The 20129-nt window shown below is 47.2% G+C and carries 15 protein-coding genes; 11 read left to right on the top strand and 4 right to left on the bottom strand.

Annotated elements, in window-relative coordinates; genetic code table 11:
• Window positions 1–516 precede the first annotated feature (516 nt).
• The 3 genes from QUA62_RS11460 to argH all read left to right on the top strand — a co-directional run bounded on the left by QUA62_RS11460 (window position 517) and on the right by argH (window position 3914).
• Window positions 517–2004 (top strand): PP2C family protein-serine/threonine phosphatase, encoded by a 1488-nt coding sequence (locus QUA62_RS11460; RefSeq protein WP_333404057.1) that lies wholly within the window; start codon window positions 517–519, stop codon window positions 2002–2004.
• Window positions 1994–2233: a hypothetical protein gene (locus QUA62_RS11455; protein WP_333404055.1), complete on the top strand. Its 240-nt coding sequence runs from the start codon at window positions 1994–1996 to the stop codon at window positions 2231–2233. Before QUA62_RS11460 ends, QUA62_RS11455 begins: the two co-directional genes overlap by 11 nt.
• A gap of 295 nt (window positions 2234–2528) precedes the next feature.
• Complete coding sequence (gene argH, locus QUA62_RS11450; protein WP_333037250.1) at window positions 2529–3914, top strand: argininosuccinate lyase; 1386 nt, start codon at window positions 2529–2531, stop codon at window positions 3912–3914.
• Between the two features lie 99 nt (window positions 3915–4013).
• On the opposite strand, the gene QUA62_RS11445 is transcribed toward argH, so the two are convergent.
• Window positions 4014–4202: a hypothetical protein gene (locus tag QUA62_RS11445; RefSeq protein ID WP_006632360.1), complete on the bottom strand. Its 189-nt coding sequence runs from the start codon at window positions 4200–4202 to the stop codon at window positions 4014–4016.
• A 465-nt stretch (window positions 4203–4667) separates the two neighbouring features.
• Between QUA62_RS11445 and bcp the strand changes: the two genes are divergently transcribed.
• From bcp to QUA62_RS11430, 3 genes are all read left to right on the top strand, one after another.
• Window positions 4668–5141, top strand: coding sequence for a thioredoxin-dependent thiol peroxidase (bcp, locus tag QUA62_RS11440; protein ID WP_333404053.1), 474 nt, complete (start codon window positions 4668–4670; stop codon window positions 5139–5141).
• Between the two features lie 77 nt (window positions 5142–5218).
• A complete protein-coding gene (locus tag QUA62_RS11435) occupies window positions 5219–5674 on the top strand; it encodes an NUDIX hydrolase (protein ID WP_333404051.1) in 456 nt (151 codons plus the stop codon).
• Window positions 5675–5832: 158 nt separating this feature from the next.
• Window positions 5833–6639 carry an alpha/beta hydrolase gene (locus QUA62_RS11430; RefSeq protein ID WP_333288581.1) on the top strand — a complete coding sequence of 269 codons (807 nt, stop codon included), beginning with the start codon at window positions 5833–5835 and terminating at the stop codon, window positions 6637–6639.
• A gap of 88 nt (window positions 6640–6727) precedes the next feature.
• Here QUA62_RS11430 and QUA62_RS11425 read toward each other — a convergent pair whose 3' ends face one another.
• Window positions 6728–7630: a pantothenate kinase gene (locus QUA62_RS11425; protein ID WP_333404049.1), complete on the bottom strand. Its 903-nt coding sequence runs from the start codon at window positions 7628–7630 to the stop codon at window positions 6728–6730.
• Window positions 7631–7945: 315 nt separating this feature from the next.
• Between QUA62_RS11425 and QUA62_RS11420 the strand changes: the two genes are divergently transcribed.
• Both QUA62_RS11420 and QUA62_RS11415 read left to right on the top strand, forming a co-directional pair.
• The gene (locus QUA62_RS11420) at window positions 7946–10054 is read left to right on the top strand and encodes a GAF domain-containing protein (RefSeq protein WP_333404047.1); all 2109 of its coding nucleotides are present in this window, start codon (window positions 7946–7948) and stop codon (window positions 10052–10054) included.
• 618 nt (window positions 10055–10672) lie between these two features.
• Window positions 10673–14104, top strand: coding sequence for a Calx-beta domain-containing protein (locus QUA62_RS11415; protein ID WP_333404045.1), 3432 nt, complete (start codon window positions 10673–10675; stop codon window positions 14102–14104).
• Window positions 14105–14260: 156 nt separating this feature from the next.
• On the opposite strand, the gene QUA62_RS11410 is transcribed toward QUA62_RS11415, so the two are convergent.
• Together QUA62_RS11410 and QUA62_RS11405 are read right to left on the bottom strand one after the other, a co-directional pair.
• On the bottom strand, window positions 14261–14434 hold the full coding sequence (locus QUA62_RS11410) for a transposase (RefSeq protein ID WP_333404121.1): 174 nt from the start codon (window positions 14432–14434) through the stop codon (window positions 14261–14263).
• Window positions 14435–15507: 1073 nt separating this feature from the next.
• On the bottom strand, window positions 15508–15633 hold the full coding sequence (locus QUA62_RS11405) for a hypothetical protein (protein WP_333404043.1): 126 nt from the start codon (window positions 15631–15633) through the stop codon (window positions 15508–15510).
• Between the two features lie 226 nt (window positions 15634–15859).
• Here QUA62_RS11405 and QUA62_RS11400 point away from each other — a divergent pair, with 226 nt between their 5' ends.
• The 3 genes from QUA62_RS11400 to QUA62_RS11390 all read left to right on the top strand — a co-directional run bounded on the left by QUA62_RS11400 (window position 15860) and on the right by QUA62_RS11390 (window position 20108).
• Entirely contained in the window at window positions 15860–17587 is a 1728-nt protein-coding gene (locus QUA62_RS11400) for a diflavin flavoprotein (RefSeq protein ID WP_333404041.1), read from the top strand.
• Between the two features lie 153 nt (window positions 17588–17740).
• Complete coding sequence (locus QUA62_RS11395; protein ID WP_333404039.1) at window positions 17741–18370, top strand: hypothetical protein; 630 nt, start codon at window positions 17741–17743, stop codon at window positions 18368–18370.
• A complete protein-coding gene (locus QUA62_RS11390; RefSeq protein WP_333404037.1) occupies window positions 18363–20108 on the top strand; it encodes a diflavin flavoprotein in 1746 nt (581 codons plus the stop codon). Before QUA62_RS11395 ends, QUA62_RS11390 begins: the two co-directional genes overlap by 8 nt.
• Window positions 20109–20129: the final 21 nt, after the last annotated feature.

Below are 20129 nucleotides of genomic sequence, written 5' to 3'. Positions count from 1 at the left end.
AGGCGGATACAGAGGTTCAAAATCTCAAATCATTAACCTCAAACTACCATCGCAGGACTTGCGCCGATCGCCACGGGTGGCGAGTGAAAACTAAATACTTAGAAACAATACCTTCCCCTGTTCTTGCTGGTTTGGGTTCAAAGCGCCAGTAGTGTGTCAAATTAAGCTCACATTTAGTATCAGTCTGCTGTTTGATTGCACAGTCTTCTCGATCCCCCTGGCCCTCCCCTTAAGAAGGGCGACAGCAAATCGTTAAAGTCCCCCTTCTTAAGGGAAGCCGCTGCGGTCTTGGGGCCCCCCCAGTAAAGCAAGCGGCGTGGATTTAGGGGGATCTAGACTCAGCTATAAACGAGATTGCTTAAGAATTTCAGAGTTAAGTTGATACGAATGTCCCAGTACATAACCTACTTGCTCAAACCAAACTACTTGTTCTAAAAAAAACGGGTTTCTGTTCAAGTGACCCCTAAGTCCTCAATCATTCCTCCTCCCTCTAAGATCGAAAATCACAAATTTAAAATGACTGCTGTGCCTTTGCCTCGCCCCTCACCTCAACCTGCTGACCGCCCTTCGGGTCGCAATTCCACCGACGCGACGCCAGTATTTGCCCTCAAAGAACTGGTGGCGCGTTTGCACCGATATCAGCACAACGTTCAAGATATGTTGGGTTCGCTGGGATTTGCCCTGCGAAGTTTTAACAATCTCAACCAATTTTTAGAGTTGGTGCCTTTGGTGGCGACTCGCGTTACGGACGCCGACGGGGGAGCTTTAGTGCTGTTCAAACCCAACGGTCAAGTCAGGTTCCAGCAGTTGCACTGTCAGGAAGGACGGCAGTGCCAAGATATGCGAAAAGCGCTGGAAATAGCCACCAGGCAAGCTACAGCAGGTGCGGGCGCGAATGCTGCATCGTTTTCGGAAACCTCTGGGCAAACTTCTAGTCTAGACCTGCAAGTCGGTCGTTATTTGGGCCCGGATGTTCATTTGTTTGGGGCGCCAATTTTAGTCAACAATTTGGAACGCGGACGCCTTTATGTTTTTAGCAGCGATCCGCAATATCTCTGGACTCCCAGCAGACAGAAATTAGTTCGGTTGGTGGCGGATCAAACCGCCGTGGCTATTTGCAAAGACGAACTTACTGTTAAGTTGGCGGAAAAAGACCGCTTAGACAGAGAGTTAGAAATCGGGGCGGAAATTCAATTGCGGCTGCAACCCCGCAGTTGTCCGAAAATTCCCGGTGTTGACGTGGCCGCCCGCTGCCAAACTGCTAGCAGAGTCGGCGGAGATTATTATGATTTTATTCCCGCTGACTATGACCCGATCGGCAAGGAGAATGAGGGGGAAAACCCCCCATCCCTAATTAAAAATCTCAAGTCCAAAATCGACAAGGGCCGCTGGAGCATTGTGATCGGCGACGTGATGGGTAAAGGAGTACCGGCTGGCCTGTTGATGACGATGACACGGGGTATGCTGCGGGCGGAGGTTTTGAACCGCCACTCGCCGTCGAGAATTTTGCAACATTTAAACCGGGTTATGCACGCGGATTTGGAAAATTCCCACCGTTTTGTGACTCTGTTTTATTCGGAGTATGACCCGAAAACTCGCGTTTTGTCTTACAGCAATGCAGCTCACCACCCGCCTTTGCTGTGGCAAGCTGCAACTAATACGATTGTTCAGCTCGATACTTTGGAGGGAATGTTAATTGGCCTGGATGCTGATTCGCATTACCAAGAAGCTCAAGTGCAATTGCAGCCTGGAGATACTATTATTTATTACACAGACGGATTTACCGATGCTGCTAATCAAAGGGGCGATCGCTTTGACGAGGATAACTTGACCTCGGCTTTTCAGTGGGCCTGTCAAAATTACCAGCAGTCTGAAGAGATTTTGGATTATTTGTTCGATCGGGTACACCAGTTTATTGGCATCGGCAATCGTAACGAAGATGACATGACACTGGTTGTACTTAGGGTAACACCTTTAGCAGGAGAAAATCACCATGATAGTTAATTTAATGCCGGAAATTACTGCTGGATTAACCAGTTCGATTACTTGGAATGATGTCGCTCACGTGGTAGTTTTGAAATCTCATTTGAGTTCGACGGTGCTTTTGGGTCAAAGTTACGAAATTTTTACTAATTTCCAGAAAGCTTGGAACAATTTTGTTTCGACTGGTCAAATAGGAGCTTTTTTTATAGGTATTTTTGTTGGCTGGTTCTTTAAAGGGATTTTTCGTTAGAGTTATTGTCGAAGAAGCGATCGGGAAGGGATGTAAGATTTAAAAATTTTGTAGCCACAAATTCAATTCTTTCGGATGCAGCAAAAGTTTCCCAATTTTGTAGTCCAGAATTCAGTTTTTTTGGGTCAAAAGATGTATAAAAAGTTTGTAGTCAGGAATTGAGTTTTTTATTGCCGAATTGGGAATGGAGGACTAAAGTGCTGACTACAAACCGGATGAAAGACTAAAGTCTTTGCTACAAACCGGTTTTTATAGACTTCTGCAAGAGAGATACAATCTAGTTTTAGCTTGAGCAATGACAACACAACAAAAAACTTGGAGTCAAAGATTTGAATCGGCGCTGCACCCGGCGATCGCCCGATTCAATGCTAGTATTGGCTTCGATATTGAATTGATTGAGTACGACTTGACTGGTTCTGTCGCTCACGCTAAAATGCTGGCCAAAACCGGGATTATTTCCGCAGCAGAAGGCGAACAGTTAGTCAATGGTTTGGAACAGATCCGCCGCGAATACCGCCAAGGACTTTTTGTTCCGGGAGTTGATGCAGAAGACGTTCACTTCGCTGTAGAGAAGCGACTGACGGAGATCGTGGGGGATGCGGGGAAAAAGTTGCACACGGCCCGATCGCGCAACGATCAAGCAGGTACTGATACTCGCTTGTATTTGCGCGATCGCATCGCAGAAATTCGCGAGCAATTGCGGGAATTTCAAGGGGTTTTGCTCGATCTTGCCGATCGTAACGTGGAAACTTTAATTCCCGGTTACACTCATTTGCAGCGCGCTCAGCCGATCAGTTTGGCTCATTACCTGTTAGCTTATTTTGAAATGACAGATCGCGATTGGGAACGTCTCGGCGATATCTGCAAGCGGGTGAATGTTTCGCCCTTGGGTTGTGGCGCGCTGGCGGGGACGACTTTCCCGATCGACCGACATTATACGGCAGAACTATTGCAGTTTGACAAGGTTTATGCTAATAGCTTAGATGGAGTGAGCGATCGAGATTTTGCGATCGAATTTCTCGCAGCAGCCAGCTTGATTATGGTACACCTGAGCCGCTTGTCAGAAGAAATGATTTTGTGGTCTTCTCACGAATTTGGATTTATTACGCTCAAAGATAGCTGCGCTACTGGTTCTAGTATCATGCCCCAGAAAAAAAATCCCGACGTGCCGGAGTTGGTGCGGGGCAAAGCGGGGCGGGTGTTCGGTAACTTGCAAGCGTTGTTGGTAGTAGTGAAGGGACTTCCTTTGGCCTACAACAAAGATTTACAAGAAGATAAAGAGGCTTTGTTTGATACCGTAAGAACGGTACAGGGTTGCTTGGAAGCAATGACCATTTTGCTGCGGGAAGGAATCGCGTTTAACGGCGATCGCCTCGCTGCTGCTGTTACGGAAGACTTTTCTAACGCTACAGACGTAGCCGACTACTTGGCCGCCAAAGGCGTTCCCTTCCGGGAAGCTTACAACCTTGTCGGCAAAGTCGTCAAAACTTGCCTTTCGGGGGGCAAACTCCTCAAAGATTTGACACTTGAGGAGTGGAAAGACTTGCACCCAGCCTTTGAGACAGACATTTACAGCGCGATCGCACCTCAGCAAGTGGTGGCGGCTCGCAATAGTTACGGGGGTACCGGGTTTGAACAAGTGAGAAAATCACTTATCGCTGCGCGCGATCGACTCGCCTAAACATCATTGAATTATTGGACAAATTCCGGCTGGCTATCTCTACGAAAGAACGATCGTGTTTTCCACTCTGGTTCTAAGTTCGGCAGATAGCCTCAGCAATTAATCTTCAGCAGCAGCCATGTCTTTGTCTCTGCCGCCGCTCATGGCGCCCATGCCACCGCCGTTGCCGCCGTCAAATCGTCTTCTCTTGTTGGAGAACATATCTTGATTTCTCCGCTTGCGAAACTTGCGAGCGTATGCTTGATTTCGTTGTGCCTTCTCTTTCTTGAGATTGCGGCGCTTAGCCATTCTGACCTCACTAATAAACATTGACAGTCCCCGGGCTTTCACGCCCAGGGATTCTTAAGGTTGACACTCCGTGCACTCTTGGTGACTGAGATTCTTGGTTCAGCGAAGTCACTTACTGGCGACAGGATTGCTCCCGCCAAAATATAGGTGTCTTCTCCCCAAGCGTAAATTCCGGTATGCCCTACCGTACTCGATCAGTTCTCTTTATGTAGTTAGGTTTTCTTCAAATTTAGCTTTCCTAAACCGCAACACCGTTAGGTGTGACTACGCACTCAACTAATCCAGTTAAGTTTTTACGTTGGCTAGTTATACTCAATTTTAGACCGATGACGATCATAGCACACACGGTACAAGACCCAGAAAAAAGAACACCGGGATTCAAGTCGCTGGGACTGCGGGCCCGATGGGAGGCAAGGTTTTCGCTCTTGCCGAATATTTCTATATACTCTTGACAAAAGACGACAAATGACGATTTATCCCGGTGACGTAGCTCCTGTCTTCAGCCTGCCCGACGCGCAAGGCAATGTCGTCAGCCTTGGAGATTTTCGAGGGCGGCGAGTTGTACTTTACTTTTATCCTCGGGACAATACCCCAGGCTGTACTAAAGAAGCTTGCGGCTTTCGCGATATTTACTTAGAGTACGAGTCGCGCAATATTTCAGTCCTGGGCGTCAGTACAGACGGGGCCGGGGCCCACGCCAAGTTTGCAGCTAAATATCAACTGCCTTTTCCCTTGCTGTGCGACTCAAACGCCGAAGTTGCTACCGCCTACGGCTGTTACGGACTCAAAAAATTTATGGGAAAAGAATTTATGGGAATTACTCGATCGACTTTCGCGATCGACCCAGATGGTAGGATTGAAAAGGTTTATCGGAAAGTCAAACCAGAAACTCACGCGGCGGAGATCCTAGCAGACTTGCCAGAGCTCTGGCGTGAATGAAAAATTAAAAATTAAGACTCCGGAGCTCCAAGCTAGGAGGCCTGAAATTACTATCTCCTAAACAAGCTTTTGAGTTTATGCGTCGATTGTGGCAAATTTTACAAACTGTGCTGGGGCTGATTTTTCGACATCCCGTCACTGGTACAGCGGTGATTCCCGTATTGCCTGACGGGCGAATTGTGTTAATTCGCCGCCGCGACAACGGTCGCTGGGCACTGCCCGGAGGTATGGTGGATTGGGGAGAGGATATTCCGACAACTGTGCGGCGGGAATTAGCAGAGGAAACAGGACTCGATTTAGTCAAAATCCGCCGCTTGGTGGGTGTTTATTCGGCTGCCGATCGAGACCCTCGCCTGCACTCGATTTGTATCGTGGTGGCTGCAGAGGTGCAGGGCAATATGCAAGTTCAGGATACGCTTGAAGTCAGCGAGGTTGAGGCTTTTTTGCCCGCATCGCTGCCGGAGGGCGCGCTCAGCCACGATAACGGCCAGCACTTACAGGACTATTTTCAAGGCCTGACAACTTTGGCGTAAATCGGCGGGGCATCCAAATTTGAGAAAAGTCGGAAATTACCTCGCCGTCAAAAATTGTCTGTGATGACTGTGGAATTAATTTTTAATGTTTTCCTACTTTTATTCACAATCTCTGAACATTAAATTAATCATCTTTTTATTACTAAATATTTAACCGGATGTACTCACTGCTACGCAATTCTCGGGTCAAACTCTCTGTAGGGCAAATCTTTTGGCACGAAGTCGGTCAAGGCCCGAATTTAGTATTTTTGCACGGTTCTTGGCACGACAGCAGTCAATGGCTGAGGACGATTGAACATTTGAGCCCCTACTACCACTGCTTCGCACCGGATTTGCTGGGGTTTGGCGACTCGGAACGTCCGAAAATTCATTATTCGATCGACCTGGAAGTAGAATGTCTGGCTCAATACCTCGATACTTTGAAGCTGCGAGAGGTTTATTTAATCGCTCACTCTCTGGGTGGTTGGGTGGCCACCAGCTACGCTATCAAATATCCCGATCGAGTTCAGGGTTTGGTTTTGTTGGCCCCAGAAGGCCTCAAGGTTGGCAACCGGCGGGGGCGGTGGCAGACGGCTAGCTGGCTGATCGGCCAACCACCCCTCGGTTTTTGGTGGCTGCGATCGATCTATCCAATTGCTAAGTTGCTGGGTACTCAAAACAAGATTGACAGACTGCTAAAGTTCAGACAGCAGTTGATTCAGTCGCGAGTTGCCGTGCAGTTGCTGTTCCGGCGGCGGCGGGCTGAAATTACAGCGGAGTTAGTTGATGAGAATTTGCCTTTGCTGAAAGCGCCTGTTTTGCTGTTGCACGGTTCTGAAGATACCGCCACCGCTTCGTCTCTGTGTCAATCCTATGCTGCTCTGGCTCCTAATGCCGAACTGCAATTGGTCAGTCCGGGGGAAAGCAATTTGCCGCAGGAAGTCCCGGATGTTGTTGCTAAGTATATTCGGGAATTTGCTAAGTGAATTGGGAATTGGTAAGGAAGAAAGAGGCAAGAGGGAAGAAGAATTCGCCATTACCCATCCCGCTTAACAATGACTCATAACTTATGACTCATAACTCATGAGTAATTCCCCAAAAAATGGCTTCGGGTGCGTCAATTACTGCGGAAGCTGTATCAGGAAAGGCTGCGGTAAGGTATTTTAAAAGCATAGTGCGATCGCCCCCGGTGAGTGCAATTTTGCTATCAGGAAACAAACACCGCCAATCTTCAATAAAATCCCTAACTCCTGCCACCGTCGCATACACAACTCCGCTTTGAATTGCCTCAGCAGTATCTTTCGCCCAGCGGTGCGGCAGATTTTTTGGTAAACTAATTAAAGGTAATGCAGCGGTTTTTTTACTTAGCGACGATAACTGCAAACCCAAACCTGGTAAGATTGCGCCCCCAACTAAATACCTATTGACATCAGCCCCAGTAAATGTTAGAGCTGTACCAGCATCTATAAGTAAAACTGGCCAACCGAATTGGTTGCCAGCCCCCAGTACAGCCAAAGCTCTGTCAATTCCCAGGGTAGGATAGAGTCCCCCGATCGGCAACTGGTCTAAAGTAATAATTCGGACATTAGGATAACTCTGCCAAATTGCTGTTTGCTGGGTAACTACTGAGGCCACAATTAGAGGCAGCGGCACTAAAGAAAGTGTGTGAGGACTAGAAAAAGCGGGAGTAGCAGGAAGAGAAAGGAGATTTTGAGAAGATACTTCCTCGATCAACCTGGTTACTGTTTGCACCAAATATTCGGCTTTTTCCTGCTCGGAGAGCCGGGAAACAGTATCAGCATTGAGATGCTCTGTATCCCATATTTTCTCCAGGGTTTTGCCCACAAATAATCCCCAGTGCAGCCGGGAATTGCCGATCGCCAAAGCTATTTTAATCTGGTCTTTACCTATTAATCCAGATATAAGGTTGTCGGTTCTTGGTGGCGAACGAAAATTGTCGGGAATTGAGTTTTCCATGTTGATCGAGCGCGCGCAAACATTGAACTAAAGATAGATTTTAGATTAATTTTATTAGGTTAAGCCGGCGGTTAACTCTATTTGACATCTGACCAAGTTCCATGCCACGCGCCAATTAGTATTGTGGGCCACAGAGGGCATACTTGCTAAATATAAATATTTGTAAAGCAAAAAATTGCTTTGCTCAGGCTGCATCCTTTATAATGTCTTAAGATATTCCAAAAGTCCTGGTAGCTGCGATGGGGCTGTTGGCGGGGTAAGCAGAGGTTTAACAAACCCGACTCAATCAAAATACTGTACAACTCCTGAGTAAATATGTCTTTAAAAATACAAGAACACGAAAACCCCTGGCAGAGAGTAACTTCGCGGTTGCCTGAATCTGAAAACTGGAGGCAGGAAGAAAGTCTTTCGCTGCCGGAAGTAGACCAACAAAAAGCCCTAATCGTGCAGATGCAGCAGCAAGTTCAGTTATCAAACTTGCTGAACCAAATTAATAACGAAATTCGCAGTACACTTGACATAGAAGAAATTTTGACATCGGCCTGCCGATTGCTGGGGCAAGCGTTAGAGTGCAGTCGCGTGAGCATTTTAGTCAAAGAATCAAATACAGAAAAAACTTTAGTCACGCGCGGAGAGTACAACGCGGGCGACTATCCGATTCAACTTGGTATGAAAGTACTGATGACTGACAACCCGCATTTGGCTGCCGTCGTGTCTCAGCAAGAGTCGCTAGCAGTGACGAAGTTTCTCGATTTTCCGGGATTAAACCCACAAACCCGAAAAATTGCCGAAGCTTTGGAGATTAAGTCAATGGTGGCAGTAGCTACTCGCTATCAAGGTCAAGTGAATGGCATAATTGGCTTGCATCAGTGCGATCGCGAACGGGAATGGACTGATTGGGAACGGCAGCTTTTAGAAGGGGTAGCATCGCAATTGGCGATCGCGATCAATCAAGCCAAACTCTATAGCAAAACCAGGCGCCAAGCCGAACGAGAATCACTGCTGCGGCTGATCGGCAACCAAATTCGCAGTACCCTAGATCTGGAAACTATCCTACAAACAGCGGTGAGGGAAGTCCGCCAAATGTTGCAGTGCGATCGAGTAATCATCTATCAGTTTCAAGACAACTGGCAAGGAAAAGTTGTTGTGGAAGATATGGTCATCCCTTGGCCTTCAATTTTAGGAGACATGGGGGCGGATAAGTGTTTCCGGGGAGATTACGCCGATCTTTACCAGCAAGGACGAGTCAAAGCAATTAATGATATTTTCAATGCTGGTTTAGAGCCTTGTCACGTTGATTTCTTAGACCGTTTGCAGGTAAAAGCTAATCTGATCGTGCCGATTGTTACATCGAGAACTGAAGAAAGTTACCCCGAAACAGCCGGAAACTATAATCCTAAATTTCCCGGTAGGCTGTGGGGTTTGCTTATTGCTCACGAGTGCCGGGATACCCGCAATTGGGAGCGACAAGAAATGGAGTTGCTATCCCAGATAGCCAACCAAATGGCGATCGCCATTCAGCAAGCAGAACTTTACAGCCAAGTCCAAGATGCTGCGGTAAAATCTCAAGCTCAAACCCAGCAATTGCAGGCTGCGTTAGAAGAATTGCGATCGGCGCAACAGCAATTGATTCAAAGCGAAAAAATGTCAGGTTTGGGGCAAATGGTAGCGGGAATTGCTCACGAAATTAACAACGCCAACAATTTCATCCACGCTAACTTGTTTCATGCTCAAGAATATTTTAAAGCCTTGAACGAAGCTCTAGAACTGGCCGGGAATGCCTGCCCGGAAGCAGCGGAGGCAATTGTCAGAATCAATGAAGAACTAGAACTCGATTACATTCGAGAAGACTTTGGTAAACTGGTCAATTCAATGCGGGAAGGAAGCGGGAGGATTCGCTCGATCGTGATGACGCTGCGAAATTTTTCTCGTTTAGACCACGCTGAATTAAAACCAGTAGATTTGAATGAAGGTTTAGAAAGCAGTTTCTTGATGCTGCAAAATAAGCTAAAAACCCATATCAAAATAGACAAGCAATACGGCAGTTTGCCGCCCGTCCAATGTCATGCCAGTCAAATCAACCAAGTATTTTATAATTTGATTGACAATGCTTTAGATGCGCTTCAGTCAACGAACAAACCGGGGGAATTAACCATCCGCACTTGGCAAAGCGAGCCGGACTGGGTAACAATCTCTGTCCGCGACACGGGAACGGGCATTCCTGCGGAAATTCAAGACAAGATTTTTGACCCGTTTTTTACTACTAAACCTGTCGGGAAAGGCACGGGTTTGGGACTTTCAGTGTGCTATCAGGTAATTGTTCAAGCTCACGGTGGCAAGATCAGTTGCGTCAGTCAGGTTGGCGAAGGAACTGAGTTTATTGTAGAGTTGCCGCTGACAAATCAGAGGGGGATAAGTGCATAATTCCTGCTTTAGTCCGATTAACCCTATTTTGTCACTCTGGCAGTAGTATAGAACCCATTTGACATCTTTTAGCGATCGTCAATCACATTACGGATCAGCAATAAATTTGTTTTTTTACGATCGCATTTTTAATGGAATCAGATTTAACTTACGCCCGAACCTCAATTTTCAGAAATTCCCAACTGGGTGATGCTTAGACATATAAAATTCTAAGTATTTTTACTCAAAATTGTCTCTCCTGATTCACTTTTGCCCCCTGAATCAGTGAAAGCTGCCTCTTGGGGGCCGAAATCGGGGATTTCAGCTCTCCTCTACAGATGTGGAAAACCCGCTTTTTATAGGGCTGAAAAAAAGATCGGACTTTTTCCGGATAAAACCTATTGATGATGAAAGTTAAACATCTCTAGGTAAATATGTCTAAGTAGGTGTAATTATTTACACCAAACATTCGATCGGGGGCAATAATACCTTCAGATGCTCATTGGGCAAGCATTTTTACTTGATTTACCTGCACGTATGAGGAAATTTTTCTTGCAGTGACCGATCGCTACAAGAAAGCCCAACGTCTGGTTTTCAGTCACTTCTAATCCTTAATTACTCATCATCACAGCAGAAGCTATGGCTACTTCATTCACTGGTTCTTTGGGTACAACCACTAATTACAGCAGCATCAGTGACCTAATTACACAATGGCCTACTGCCGCCAAGAATCAAGGCATCCAACTGTCTGGGATAGCTTTTGATGGCGTGGAAACGAACTACACTAACCCTGAAGTCATCGCCAACCTCACGTTAGCAACGAACGAAAACCCTAAAAGCTGGTTGAGCTACGGCGCTCCCGCTGGTGTTGGTGTCCAATCTGATTATCCTAGTTGGTTCACCGATGTCACTAAAGTTCGGGCGGAAATCCACTATGACCCCAACACCAGTAAATCTCAGGTGCTGAAGGTGAAATGGGCAGATAATAAAGATATCACTAGCGCCACGATCGGCCTCAGTGCATTACTTCCCAAATCAAGTTCTGCAGTGAACGATCAAGGCAATGAAGTTGGTTTGCTGAAACTCTTTAATAATGGGGCGGAGGTATCGGCCAGCAATTTTACGATCACTCGCTCCAACGCTCCGACGAGCGGTCAAAAACCGATCGCTGTGTCTTCAGATGGAGTGACTTTCATTGGCGATCGTGCCGATGGCAATTTCACATTCCAGATACAAGCAAATTCCACTAGCGTTGCTTTTGACGAATTACGGTTCTCCGCCAAAGCCTACGATAGCCCCACCGATCCCTCCTTCAAAAGCGATAGTTCCGACTACCTAGTGCGGAGTATTCAATATCAAGGCATTGATGTGACGCCAACGCCGACGCCGACGCCGACGCCAACTCCGACGCCAACTCCGACGCCGACATCTCCAAGTATCTTCCAGTTCCAGCAACCAAATTACACGGTGGCTGAAGGCGGCGTGGCTACGATTAACGTTACTCGCACCGGTGGCACGGCTGCTGCATCGATTAACTACGCTACTGTTGACGGTTCGGCAAGTTCAGCAGGCACAGCAGCGGATTACACTACGGCGGCGGGGGCGTTGAATTTTGCGGCGGGGCAAACAACCGCTAGTTTCACCGTGACGGCTTTGACTGATGCGATTTTGGAATCGGCGGAAACGGTGAATTTGGTGCTCTTCGGTGGCAATGTCGGCAGTAATCCGTCAATTTTGACGATTAATGATGTGCCGCCAAGTGGGACGGGGACAACTCCGGCGCCGACGCCGACATCTCCAAGTATCTTCCAGTTCCAGCAACCAAATTACACGGTGGCTGAAGGCGGCGTGGCTACGATTAACGTTACTCGCACCGGTGGCACGGCTGCTGCATCAATTAACTACGCTACTGTTGACGGTTCGGCAAGTTCAGCAGGCACAGCAGCGGATTACACTACGGCGGCGGGGGCGTTGAATTTTGCGGCGGGGCAAACAACCGCTAGTTTCACCGTGACGGCTTTGACTGATGCGATTTTGGAATCGCCGGAAACGGTGAATTTGGTGCTCTTCGGTGGCAATGTCGGCAGTAATCCGTCAATTTTGACGATTAATGATGTGCCGCCAAGTGGGACGGGGACAACTCCGGCGCCGACGCCGACATCTCCAAGTATCTTCCAGTTCGCCCAACCAAATTACACGGTGGCTGAAGGTGGCGTGGCGACGATTAACGTTACTCGCACCGGTGGCACGGCGGCTGCATCAATTAACTACGCTACTTTTGACGGTTCGGCAAGTTCAGCAGGCACAGCAGCGGATTACACTACGGCGGCGGGGGCGTTGAATTTTGCGGCGGGGCAAACAACCGCTAGTTTCACCGTGACGGCTTTGACTGATGCGATTTTGGAATCGCCGGAAACGGTGAATTTGGTGCTCTTCGGTGGCAATGTCAGTAATCCGTCAATTTTGACGATTAATGATGTTGTGGCGCCAACTGGGACGACGCCAACTGGGACGACGCCAACTCCGACGCCGACGCCGACAGCTCCAAGTATCTTCCAGTTCGCCCAACCAAATTACACGGTGGCTGAAGGCGGCGTGGCTACGGTTAACGTTACTCGCACCGGTGGCACGGCTGCTGCATCAATTAACTACGCTACTCTTGACGGTTCGGCAAGTTCAGCAGGCACAGCAGCGGATTACACTACGGCGGCGGGGGCGTTGAATTTTGCTGCGGGGCAAACAACCGCTAGTTTCACCGTGACGGCTTTGAGTGATTTGATTTTGGAATCGCCGGAAACGGTGAATTTGGTGCTCTTCGGTGGCAATGTCAGTAATCCGTCAATTTTGACGATTAATGATGTTGTGGCGCCAACTGGGACGACGCCAACTGGGACGACGCCAACTCCGACGCCGACGCCGACAGCTCCAAGTATCTTCCAGTTCGCCCAACCAAATTACACGGTGGCTGAAGGCGGCGTGGCTACGGTTAACGTTACTCGCACCGGTGGCACGGCTGCTGCATCGATTAACTACGCTACTCTTGACGGTTCGGCAAGTTCAGCAGGCACAGCAGCGGATTACACTACGGCGGCGGGGGCGTTGAATTTTGCGGCGGGGCAAACAACCGCTAGTTTCACCGTGACGGCTTTGAGTGATTTGATTTTGGAATCGCCGGAAACGGTGAATTTGGTGCTCTTCGGTGGCAATGTCAGTAATCCGTCAATTTTGACGATTAATGATGTTGTGGCGCCAACTGGGACGACGCCAACTGGGACGACGCCAACTCCGACGCCGACGCCGACAGCTCCAAGTATCTTCCAGTTCGCCCAACCAAATTACACGGTGGCTGAAGGCGGGGTGGCTACGATTAACGTTACTCGCACCGGTGACACGGCGGCTGCATCGATTAACTTCACTACTCTTGACGGTTCGGCAAGTTCAGCAGGCACAGCAGCGGATTACACTACGGCGGCGGGGACGTTGAATTTTGCTGCGGGGCAAACAACCGCTAGTTTCCCCGTGACGACTTTGAGCGACATAACAGGGGAACCGCCGGAAACGGTGAATTTGGTGCTCTTGGGTGGCAATGTCAGTGGTCCTCCGTCAATTTTGACGATTAATGATGTTGTGGCGCCAACTGGGACGACGACAACTGCGACGCCGACGCTGACAGCTAGCAGTCTCTTCCAGTTCGCCCAACCAAATTACACGGTGGCTGAAGGCGGCGTGGCTCCGACTTCCTTCTTTTACGGTTCGTCTCCCGATCCTATTACTGATGGTGGTTCTGGAGTTGTTACGATTAATCGGACTGGCAATACTTCGGTTTCGGCTTCGGTGGACTATTTGATTGCTGCTCCTGGTGCTGCTCAACCTGTGAACAACCTAGACTACACCATTGTCAGTTCATTTCCTGTGAGTCCTACTGGAGGCACGGTGAACTTTAATCCCGGTCAAACTACCGTTAGTCTGACGATTAACAATCTTCCTGAGTTGACTGGTGGGGTGGTGAATTTGGGCTTTAGTCCAGGTTCGATCGGCGCTCCGGCATCGACTGCAATTACTCTGATTTAAGGCTGTTAGTAGAGCGAGGAATCCTTGCTCTACTAATACAGTAAATTGCAAGTTTATAGATGACATTAGCAGCATTTAGTAAAGCAGTTTTTTATATGTTGAGGACTTATTAATTCGAGTGCGACGGCAGTTAATGTATCAATTATTTGGGTTAATTTAGAAAAAAGTACGAAAAGAAATAAATTGAAACCACCCTAATTCATGGGAATTAAAATCAGGAGAATACGGTGATAAGTTAATAATACTTGCACCAACTGCTTCAATCATCGGTGCAATAGGAGCCATTTTATGTGCTGGAAAATTATCCATTAATACTACCGCTCCCCACAGTTACGGGAATAAAAAATATTCGATAAATACTTCAAATCCCTTGCCATCCATTAAGTCATTCATCATCCTTAATGTCATCACTTTTTTAATACTAATGGCTCCACTTGCTGTAATTATTGCGGCTCGGTAAAATGGTTTTAGATCGGATACTCTGGTACCATGAGGCGAGCTAGCATAATTCCTGGTTAATAAGTAAAACCCCCATATCATCTATAAATACCAGGTTTTATAGATATATATTTTTCACTTTTTCCCAGTATTCTCCTCTTAATTTTTGCACCGGGTCTGTCGCCGCTTGACTGCTTCGTAGCGTCTTTTTTTGTTAGTCCCAGCCTTTTTAATTCTCGGCACATGGTACTATGACTTATCCATTGTTCGTAAAAAATTCCCCAGTATTCACAATATTCTGACAAAGTGCTATCTGGATATTTTTCTACCAGTTCATGAAGTTGACGCTTAATCTCCATTCAACTCACTTTAGAGACTTCTACCTTGACGAAGTGGTTGCATATTTCCTGTAAGTTGGTAGCGCTTTAATAGTCGCTCAACAATTATATTTTCTGACATCAAATCTGGTCGCTAGTTGTCTAACTGATGTGTTGCCCTGCACGCACAGCTTTGACCACCTTTTCTCGAACTTAGATCGGTAATGGTTTCATTACTGCTATTAATATACTATTTTTAAGTGTACTATATTTACCTGCAATCTGCTGTAGCTTTACATCTATAGAAATCCTCAATCATTTGTGAATTGGGAGCATCTCATATTTGTAAAAACACTTCTTCTGGCTCCTTGCTTCTTCCTCTTTCCTTCTGCCTCCTGCCTCCTGCCTCCCAACTCGAATTTTGGGCTTGGCTGCTTTCATTGAGATGCTCCCTGTGAATTTATTAATCCCTCAGAGCGGCTTCGGGGAGGGTTGGGGTGGGGTAAAAATTTACGACTCTTGCAAGGATTGCTATATGAGTCGATTTTTGCTTGTGGAGTGGAATTTTTTTTACTCTATCATTATCCCCAAATCCCTGACTGCTTAAACACATCGGGATAAGAGAGCGCGATCGCATTTGACGTTTGATTAGGTTGACTTAAATGCCGAGTTATTGTCCCTAATCCAAATTGCCGCGCGATCGAGAATCGCATTTGACTGATAGTCTTCTAAGGAGGCGATCGCCCAACCGCTTGAACTCAGTTTTATTACCATAGAGATACGTTTATTGTCAACTGTTTATAGGCCCAAAATTGATTTTATTGAATTTTCCTTCTTCCTCAAATCCGTTACATCCGGTACAGTGCTTTGTTGCCGAACTGCCTTACGCCATAAATTTTGGGATACTTAACAGCCTCATAAGAAATTTTATAAAGATTTACAAAAGAAACGTGTCAGAATGGAAACAATAAGGTAATGGGTAACAGACAAGGAGGCACTGATGGTAGCGCTGACTGAACGAGTCCAACGCAGATTGACGGTGGAAAAAGTCGAAATTGCCTCTGACACAATGGCAATTCGATGCCTGGACTGGGATAGAGACCGCTTTGACATCGAATTCGGGCTCAAAAACGGTACAACTTACAACTCATTCATCATTCGCGGTGAAAAAACCGCCCTCGTCGATACCTCGCACGAGAAGTTTCGCCAGCAATACATGGATACTCTGACGGGGGAAATTGACCCGAAAGAGATTGACTATCTAATTATCAGCCACACCGAGCCAGACCACAGCGGTTTAGTCAAAGACGTGCTGGCGCTGGCACCCCAAGCGATTGTCGTGGGGGCGAAAGTTGCAATTCAATTTTTAGAAAACCTTGTACACCAACCATTTGAGCGATTGGTAGTAAAAAACGGGGACAAACTAGATTTAGGAAACGGCCACATTATCGAATTCGTATCGGCGCCGAACTTGCACTGGCCTGATACTATTTTCAGCTACGACAGCAAAACTCAAGTGCTGTTCACTTGCGATGCTTTCGGGATGCACTACTGTTCCGACAGCACCTTCGATGACGATTTAGCAGCAGTTGAGGAAGATTACCACTTTTATTATGAGTGTTTGATGGCTCCCAATGCTCGATCGGTACTCGCTGCAATGAAGCGGATGGCAGAGTTGGGAGAAATAGGTACAGTTGCGACCGGTCACGGCCCCTTGCTGCGACACAACGTAGTTGAACTCACCGGGCGCTACAAAAAGTGGAGCCAAGCGCAAGCTAAGGCAGAAACCACTGTAGCGGTATTTTACACTTCCGATTACGGATTTAGCGATCGACTCAGCCAAGCGATCGCCCACGGTATCACCAAAACCGGTGTCGCTGTGGAAATGATGGACTTGAGAATCGCCGACTTACAAGAAGTTGCTGAACTTGTCGGTAATGCTGCCGGCATCGTAATTTGTTCGCCACCTAGTGGCGGTACTGCTGCTGTGAATGCCGAAGCCGCAATCAACACAATTTTAGTTGCAGCTAACAACAAACAATCTTTCGGTTTGTGCGAATCTGGCGGTGGCGATGACGTATCTATTTACCCGCTGAGAAACAAGTTCAAAGAGTTGGGTTTAAAAGAAGCATTTCCCAACATTTTAATTAAAGAATCACCGACAGAAGCGAGTTATCAACTTTGCGACGAAGCCGGCACCGACTTGGGACAGTGGCTGACGCGGGACAAAGCAGTCAAACAGATGAAATCCCTCGACAGCGACCTCGATAAAGCTTTGGGACGAATCAGCGGCGGACTGTACATCATTACCGCCCAAAAAGGTGATGTTAGCGGTGCGATGCTAGCTTCTTGGGTAACTCAAGCTAGCTTTAAACCGCTGGGGTTAACAATAGCAGTTGCGAAGGATCGGGCGATTGAATCGATGATGCACGCGGGAGATAAATTTGTTCTCAACGTGCTGGAAGAAGGCAATTATCAAACTTTGATGAGGCACTTTTTAAAGCGTTTTGCTCCTGGTGCCGATCGATTTGCCGGAGTTAAAACTCAACCAGCAACCAACGGTTCTCCCATTCTGACAGAGGCTTTGGCTTACATGGAGTGCGAAGTGGTCAGCCGGATGGAACTTTCGGATCATCATATCGTATATGCGATCGTCGATAGCGGCCGCGTCTCCAATCCAGATGCACTGCCGGCAGTTCACCACCGAAAAGTCGGAAATCATTATTAGGTAGGAATATCGGGTGCTTATGCGGCATCTTACCTACGCAAAAACTCTCAACGTAGGGTGCTTATGGCGAATCTTACCGGCAACTAAACTTGCGGTGCGCCATAAGCCTTTTCTTACCTCTTGCTTTTCCATTTTCACTCTTAGGAATTGCCAATGCCTGCAAATCTTTTAGAAGACCGAGATTACACAATTATTATTGCCAGAAGCGATGCCAGCCGAGACCCCCAACATCCTTGGTACGAGGAGTGGGTAGAAGCACAGGCATCTCTGATTGACTTAGCAAAAAAATGTCAGGAATTTGACAGCGACGGCATCACCCTTTACGAAGCTTCTACTCCTATGTGGAAGTATAAAAATTCAACTGTTGGCCGGTTAGCTGAAATTTTGCAGCGACAAAATACGGAACCGGATTCAGCAAGCCCGACGGCAACTAATTTGGAAGAAGCTCTGAAAGCAAGTTTTAGCGATTATTTCGCAAACAAAACAGATGGCAAAGGGAAGAAAGGAGCAATAATTGTTGCAGTCCTCGATCAAAAACCCCAAGAAGTCGCTGCTGTCGCCGAAATTATTGTAAGTGCGGCAAATAAAATAGAGAAAGATGAAGAAATTGGAGTGAGCTTTATCCAAATTGGGGATGATTTAGAAACCAGGGAATTTCTGACTGATCTGGATACCAATTTACAGGGTCGAGGTGCAAGGTTTGACATTGTAGATACCAAGTTTTGGCACGAAATCAAAAGAAGTTCTGTAGTTCAGTTTCTCATAGGTGCAATAAATGACTAACACTTTGATTAATAGACTCGCATCTGATGTCAAACCCCGCGACGTGCAGTTTATCCCGATCGCACTCGATACTTTTATTCTGCGATCGCGCACTTGGGATCGACTCAAATTTGAAGTCGAGTATTCGCTGCAAAAGGGTACGACAGCCAATAGCTATATTATTCAAGCTGACAAAACTGCTTTGTTCGACCCGCCGGGGGAATCTTTTACTCAAAATTACCTGGAATTTTTGCAGAAACGGGTGGACTTGACCAAGCTGGATTACATAATTTTGGGGCATTTCAATGCTAACAGGTCAGTAACAATTAAAGCTCTGTTAGAATTAGCTCCTCAAGTAGCTTTGGTTTGCACGAATCCCGCCGCAATTAGTTTACGAGCCGCTTTCCCCGACCAAGAATTAAACATTTTGATCGTTCGGGGAGAAGAAACTCTCAATTTAGGAAAAGGTCACGCCTTAAAATTCATCGCGACTCCGACTCCCCGCTGGCCTGACCAACTTTGCACCTACGATCCGCACACTAGAATCGTGTTCACGGACAAACTATTTGGAGCTCACGTTTGCGGGGATCAAGTATTCGATGAAGGGTGGAGCGTTTACAGCGAAGATCGGCGCTATTATTACGATTCCCTGCACGCATCTCAAGCAAAACAAGTGCTGGCAGCAATGGATAAATTCGCCGATTTACCCACAGCATTTTATGCTCCCGGTCACGGCCCGATCGTCCGTTACGGCCTTAATGAACTGAGCAATTTGTATCGGGAATGGAGCCAGCAACAAAATTCAAAAGACTTGACAGTTGCTTTGATTTATGCTTCGGCTTACGGAAATACGGCTACTTTAGCGCAGGCGATCGCCAAAGGAATTACGAAAGCCGGCGTTGCTGTAGAAAGTATTAACTGCGAATTTGCCGAACCGGGGGAAATTAAAGAGGCGATCGAAAAATGCGCGGGATTTATCATCGGAACTCCCACGCTAGCAGGACACGCTCCGACGCAAATTCAAACTGCTTTGGGAATTGTTTTATCTACCGCAACTAAGAGCAAATTAGCAGGGGTTTTCGGTTCTTTTGGCTGGAGTGGAGAGGCGATCGACTTAGTGGAAAACAAGCTGAAAGATGCCGGCTATAGAATTGGATTTGAGCCGATTCGAGCCAAATTTAAGCCGACGGCGGCGACGATTCACGAGTGCACAGATGTGGGAACAGATTTTGCTCAAGCTTTGATTCGATCGCAAAAATTGCGGGCACCGAAACCGCAGTTAGCAGCGGGGAGCGATCGCACTGAACAAGCCGTAGGGAGACTCGTTGGTTCGCTGTGCGTAGTCTCTGCGAAGCGGGAGGATGTCACCAGTGCGATGCTGGCTTCCTGGGTATCGCAAGCAACGTTTAATCCGCCCGGTGTGACGATTGCGGTGGCCAAAGATCGATCGATCGAATCTTTGATGTATGCCGGAGACAAATTTGTGCTCAACATCTTAGCAGAAGGGCGACAGTTGCGGAAGTATTTCATGAAAAACTTTGCTCCGGGAGAAGACAGATTTGCCGGAGTCGAAACAATGGAAGCTAGCAACGGCTGTCTCGTTTTGACTGATGCTCTAGCTTATCTGGAATGCCAAGTGATAAGTCGGATGGAATGCGGCGATCACTGGGTAGTTTATGCGGCGATTGAAAACGGTCATTTGCTCAAAAATGACGGCGTGACAGCGGTGCATTACCGGAAATCTGGGAGCCATTATTAAGGGGAAGTAATCTTGATAAAT

Source organism: Microcoleus sp. MON1_C1 (assembly GCF_036701945.1).
Lineage (GTDB): Bacteria > Cyanobacteriota > Cyanobacteriia > Cyanobacteriales > Microcoleaceae > Microcoleus.
The sequence above is the reverse complement of the archived record's forward strand: the minus strand, read 5'-3'. Positions and strand labels throughout refer to the sequence as shown.

Excerpts from the sequence above, each read along its gene's own strand:
- QUA62_RS11455 (WP_333404055.1), top strand. The coding sequence starts at position 1,994 with ATGATAGTTAATTTAATGCCGGAAATTACTGCTGGATTAACCAGTTCG.
- QUA62_RS11445 (WP_006632360.1), bottom strand. The coding sequence starts at position 4,202 with ATGGCTAAGCGCCGCAATCTCAAGAAAGAGAAGGCACAACGAAATCAA.
- QUA62_RS11425 (WP_333404049.1), bottom strand. The coding sequence starts at position 7,630 with ATGGAAAACTCAATTCCCGACAATTTTCGTTCGCCACCAAGAACCGAC.
- QUA62_RS11400 (WP_333404041.1), top strand. The coding sequence starts at position 15,860 with ATGGTAGCGCTGACTGAACGAGTCCAACGCAGATTGACGGTGGAAAAA.
- bcp (WP_333404053.1), top strand. The coding sequence starts at position 4,668 with ATGACGATTTATCCCGGTGACGTAGCTCCTGTCTTCAGCCTGCCCGAC.
- QUA62_RS11390 (WP_333404037.1), top strand. The coding sequence starts at position 18,363 with ATGACTAACACTTTGATTAATAGACTCGCATCTGATGTCAAACCCCGC.
- QUA62_RS11430 (WP_333288581.1), top strand. The coding sequence starts at position 5,833 with ATGTACTCACTGCTACGCAATTCTCGGGTCAAACTCTCTGTAGGGCAA.
- argH (WP_333037250.1), top strand. The coding sequence starts at position 2,529 with ATGACAACACAACAAAAAACTTGGAGTCAAAGATTTGAATCGGCGCTG.
- QUA62_RS11435 (WP_333404051.1), top strand. The coding sequence starts at position 5,219 with ATGCGTCGATTGTGGCAAATTTTACAAACTGTGCTGGGGCTGATTTTT.
- QUA62_RS11460 (WP_333404057.1), top strand. The coding sequence starts at position 517 with ATGACTGCTGTGCCTTTGCCTCGCCCCTCACCTCAACCTGCTGACCGC.
- QUA62_RS11420 (WP_333404047.1), top strand. The coding sequence starts at position 7,946 with ATGTCTTTAAAAATACAAGAACACGAAAACCCCTGGCAGAGAGTAACT.
- QUA62_RS11415 (WP_333404045.1), top strand. The coding sequence starts at position 10,673 with ATGGCTACTTCATTCACTGGTTCTTTGGGTACAACCACTAATTACAGC.
- QUA62_RS11405 (WP_333404043.1), bottom strand. The coding sequence starts at position 15,633 with ATGGTAATAAAACTGAGTTCAAGCGGTTGGGCGATCGCCTCCTTAGAA.
- QUA62_RS11395 (WP_333404039.1), top strand. The coding sequence starts at position 17,741 with ATGCCTGCAAATCTTTTAGAAGACCGAGATTACACAATTATTATTGCC.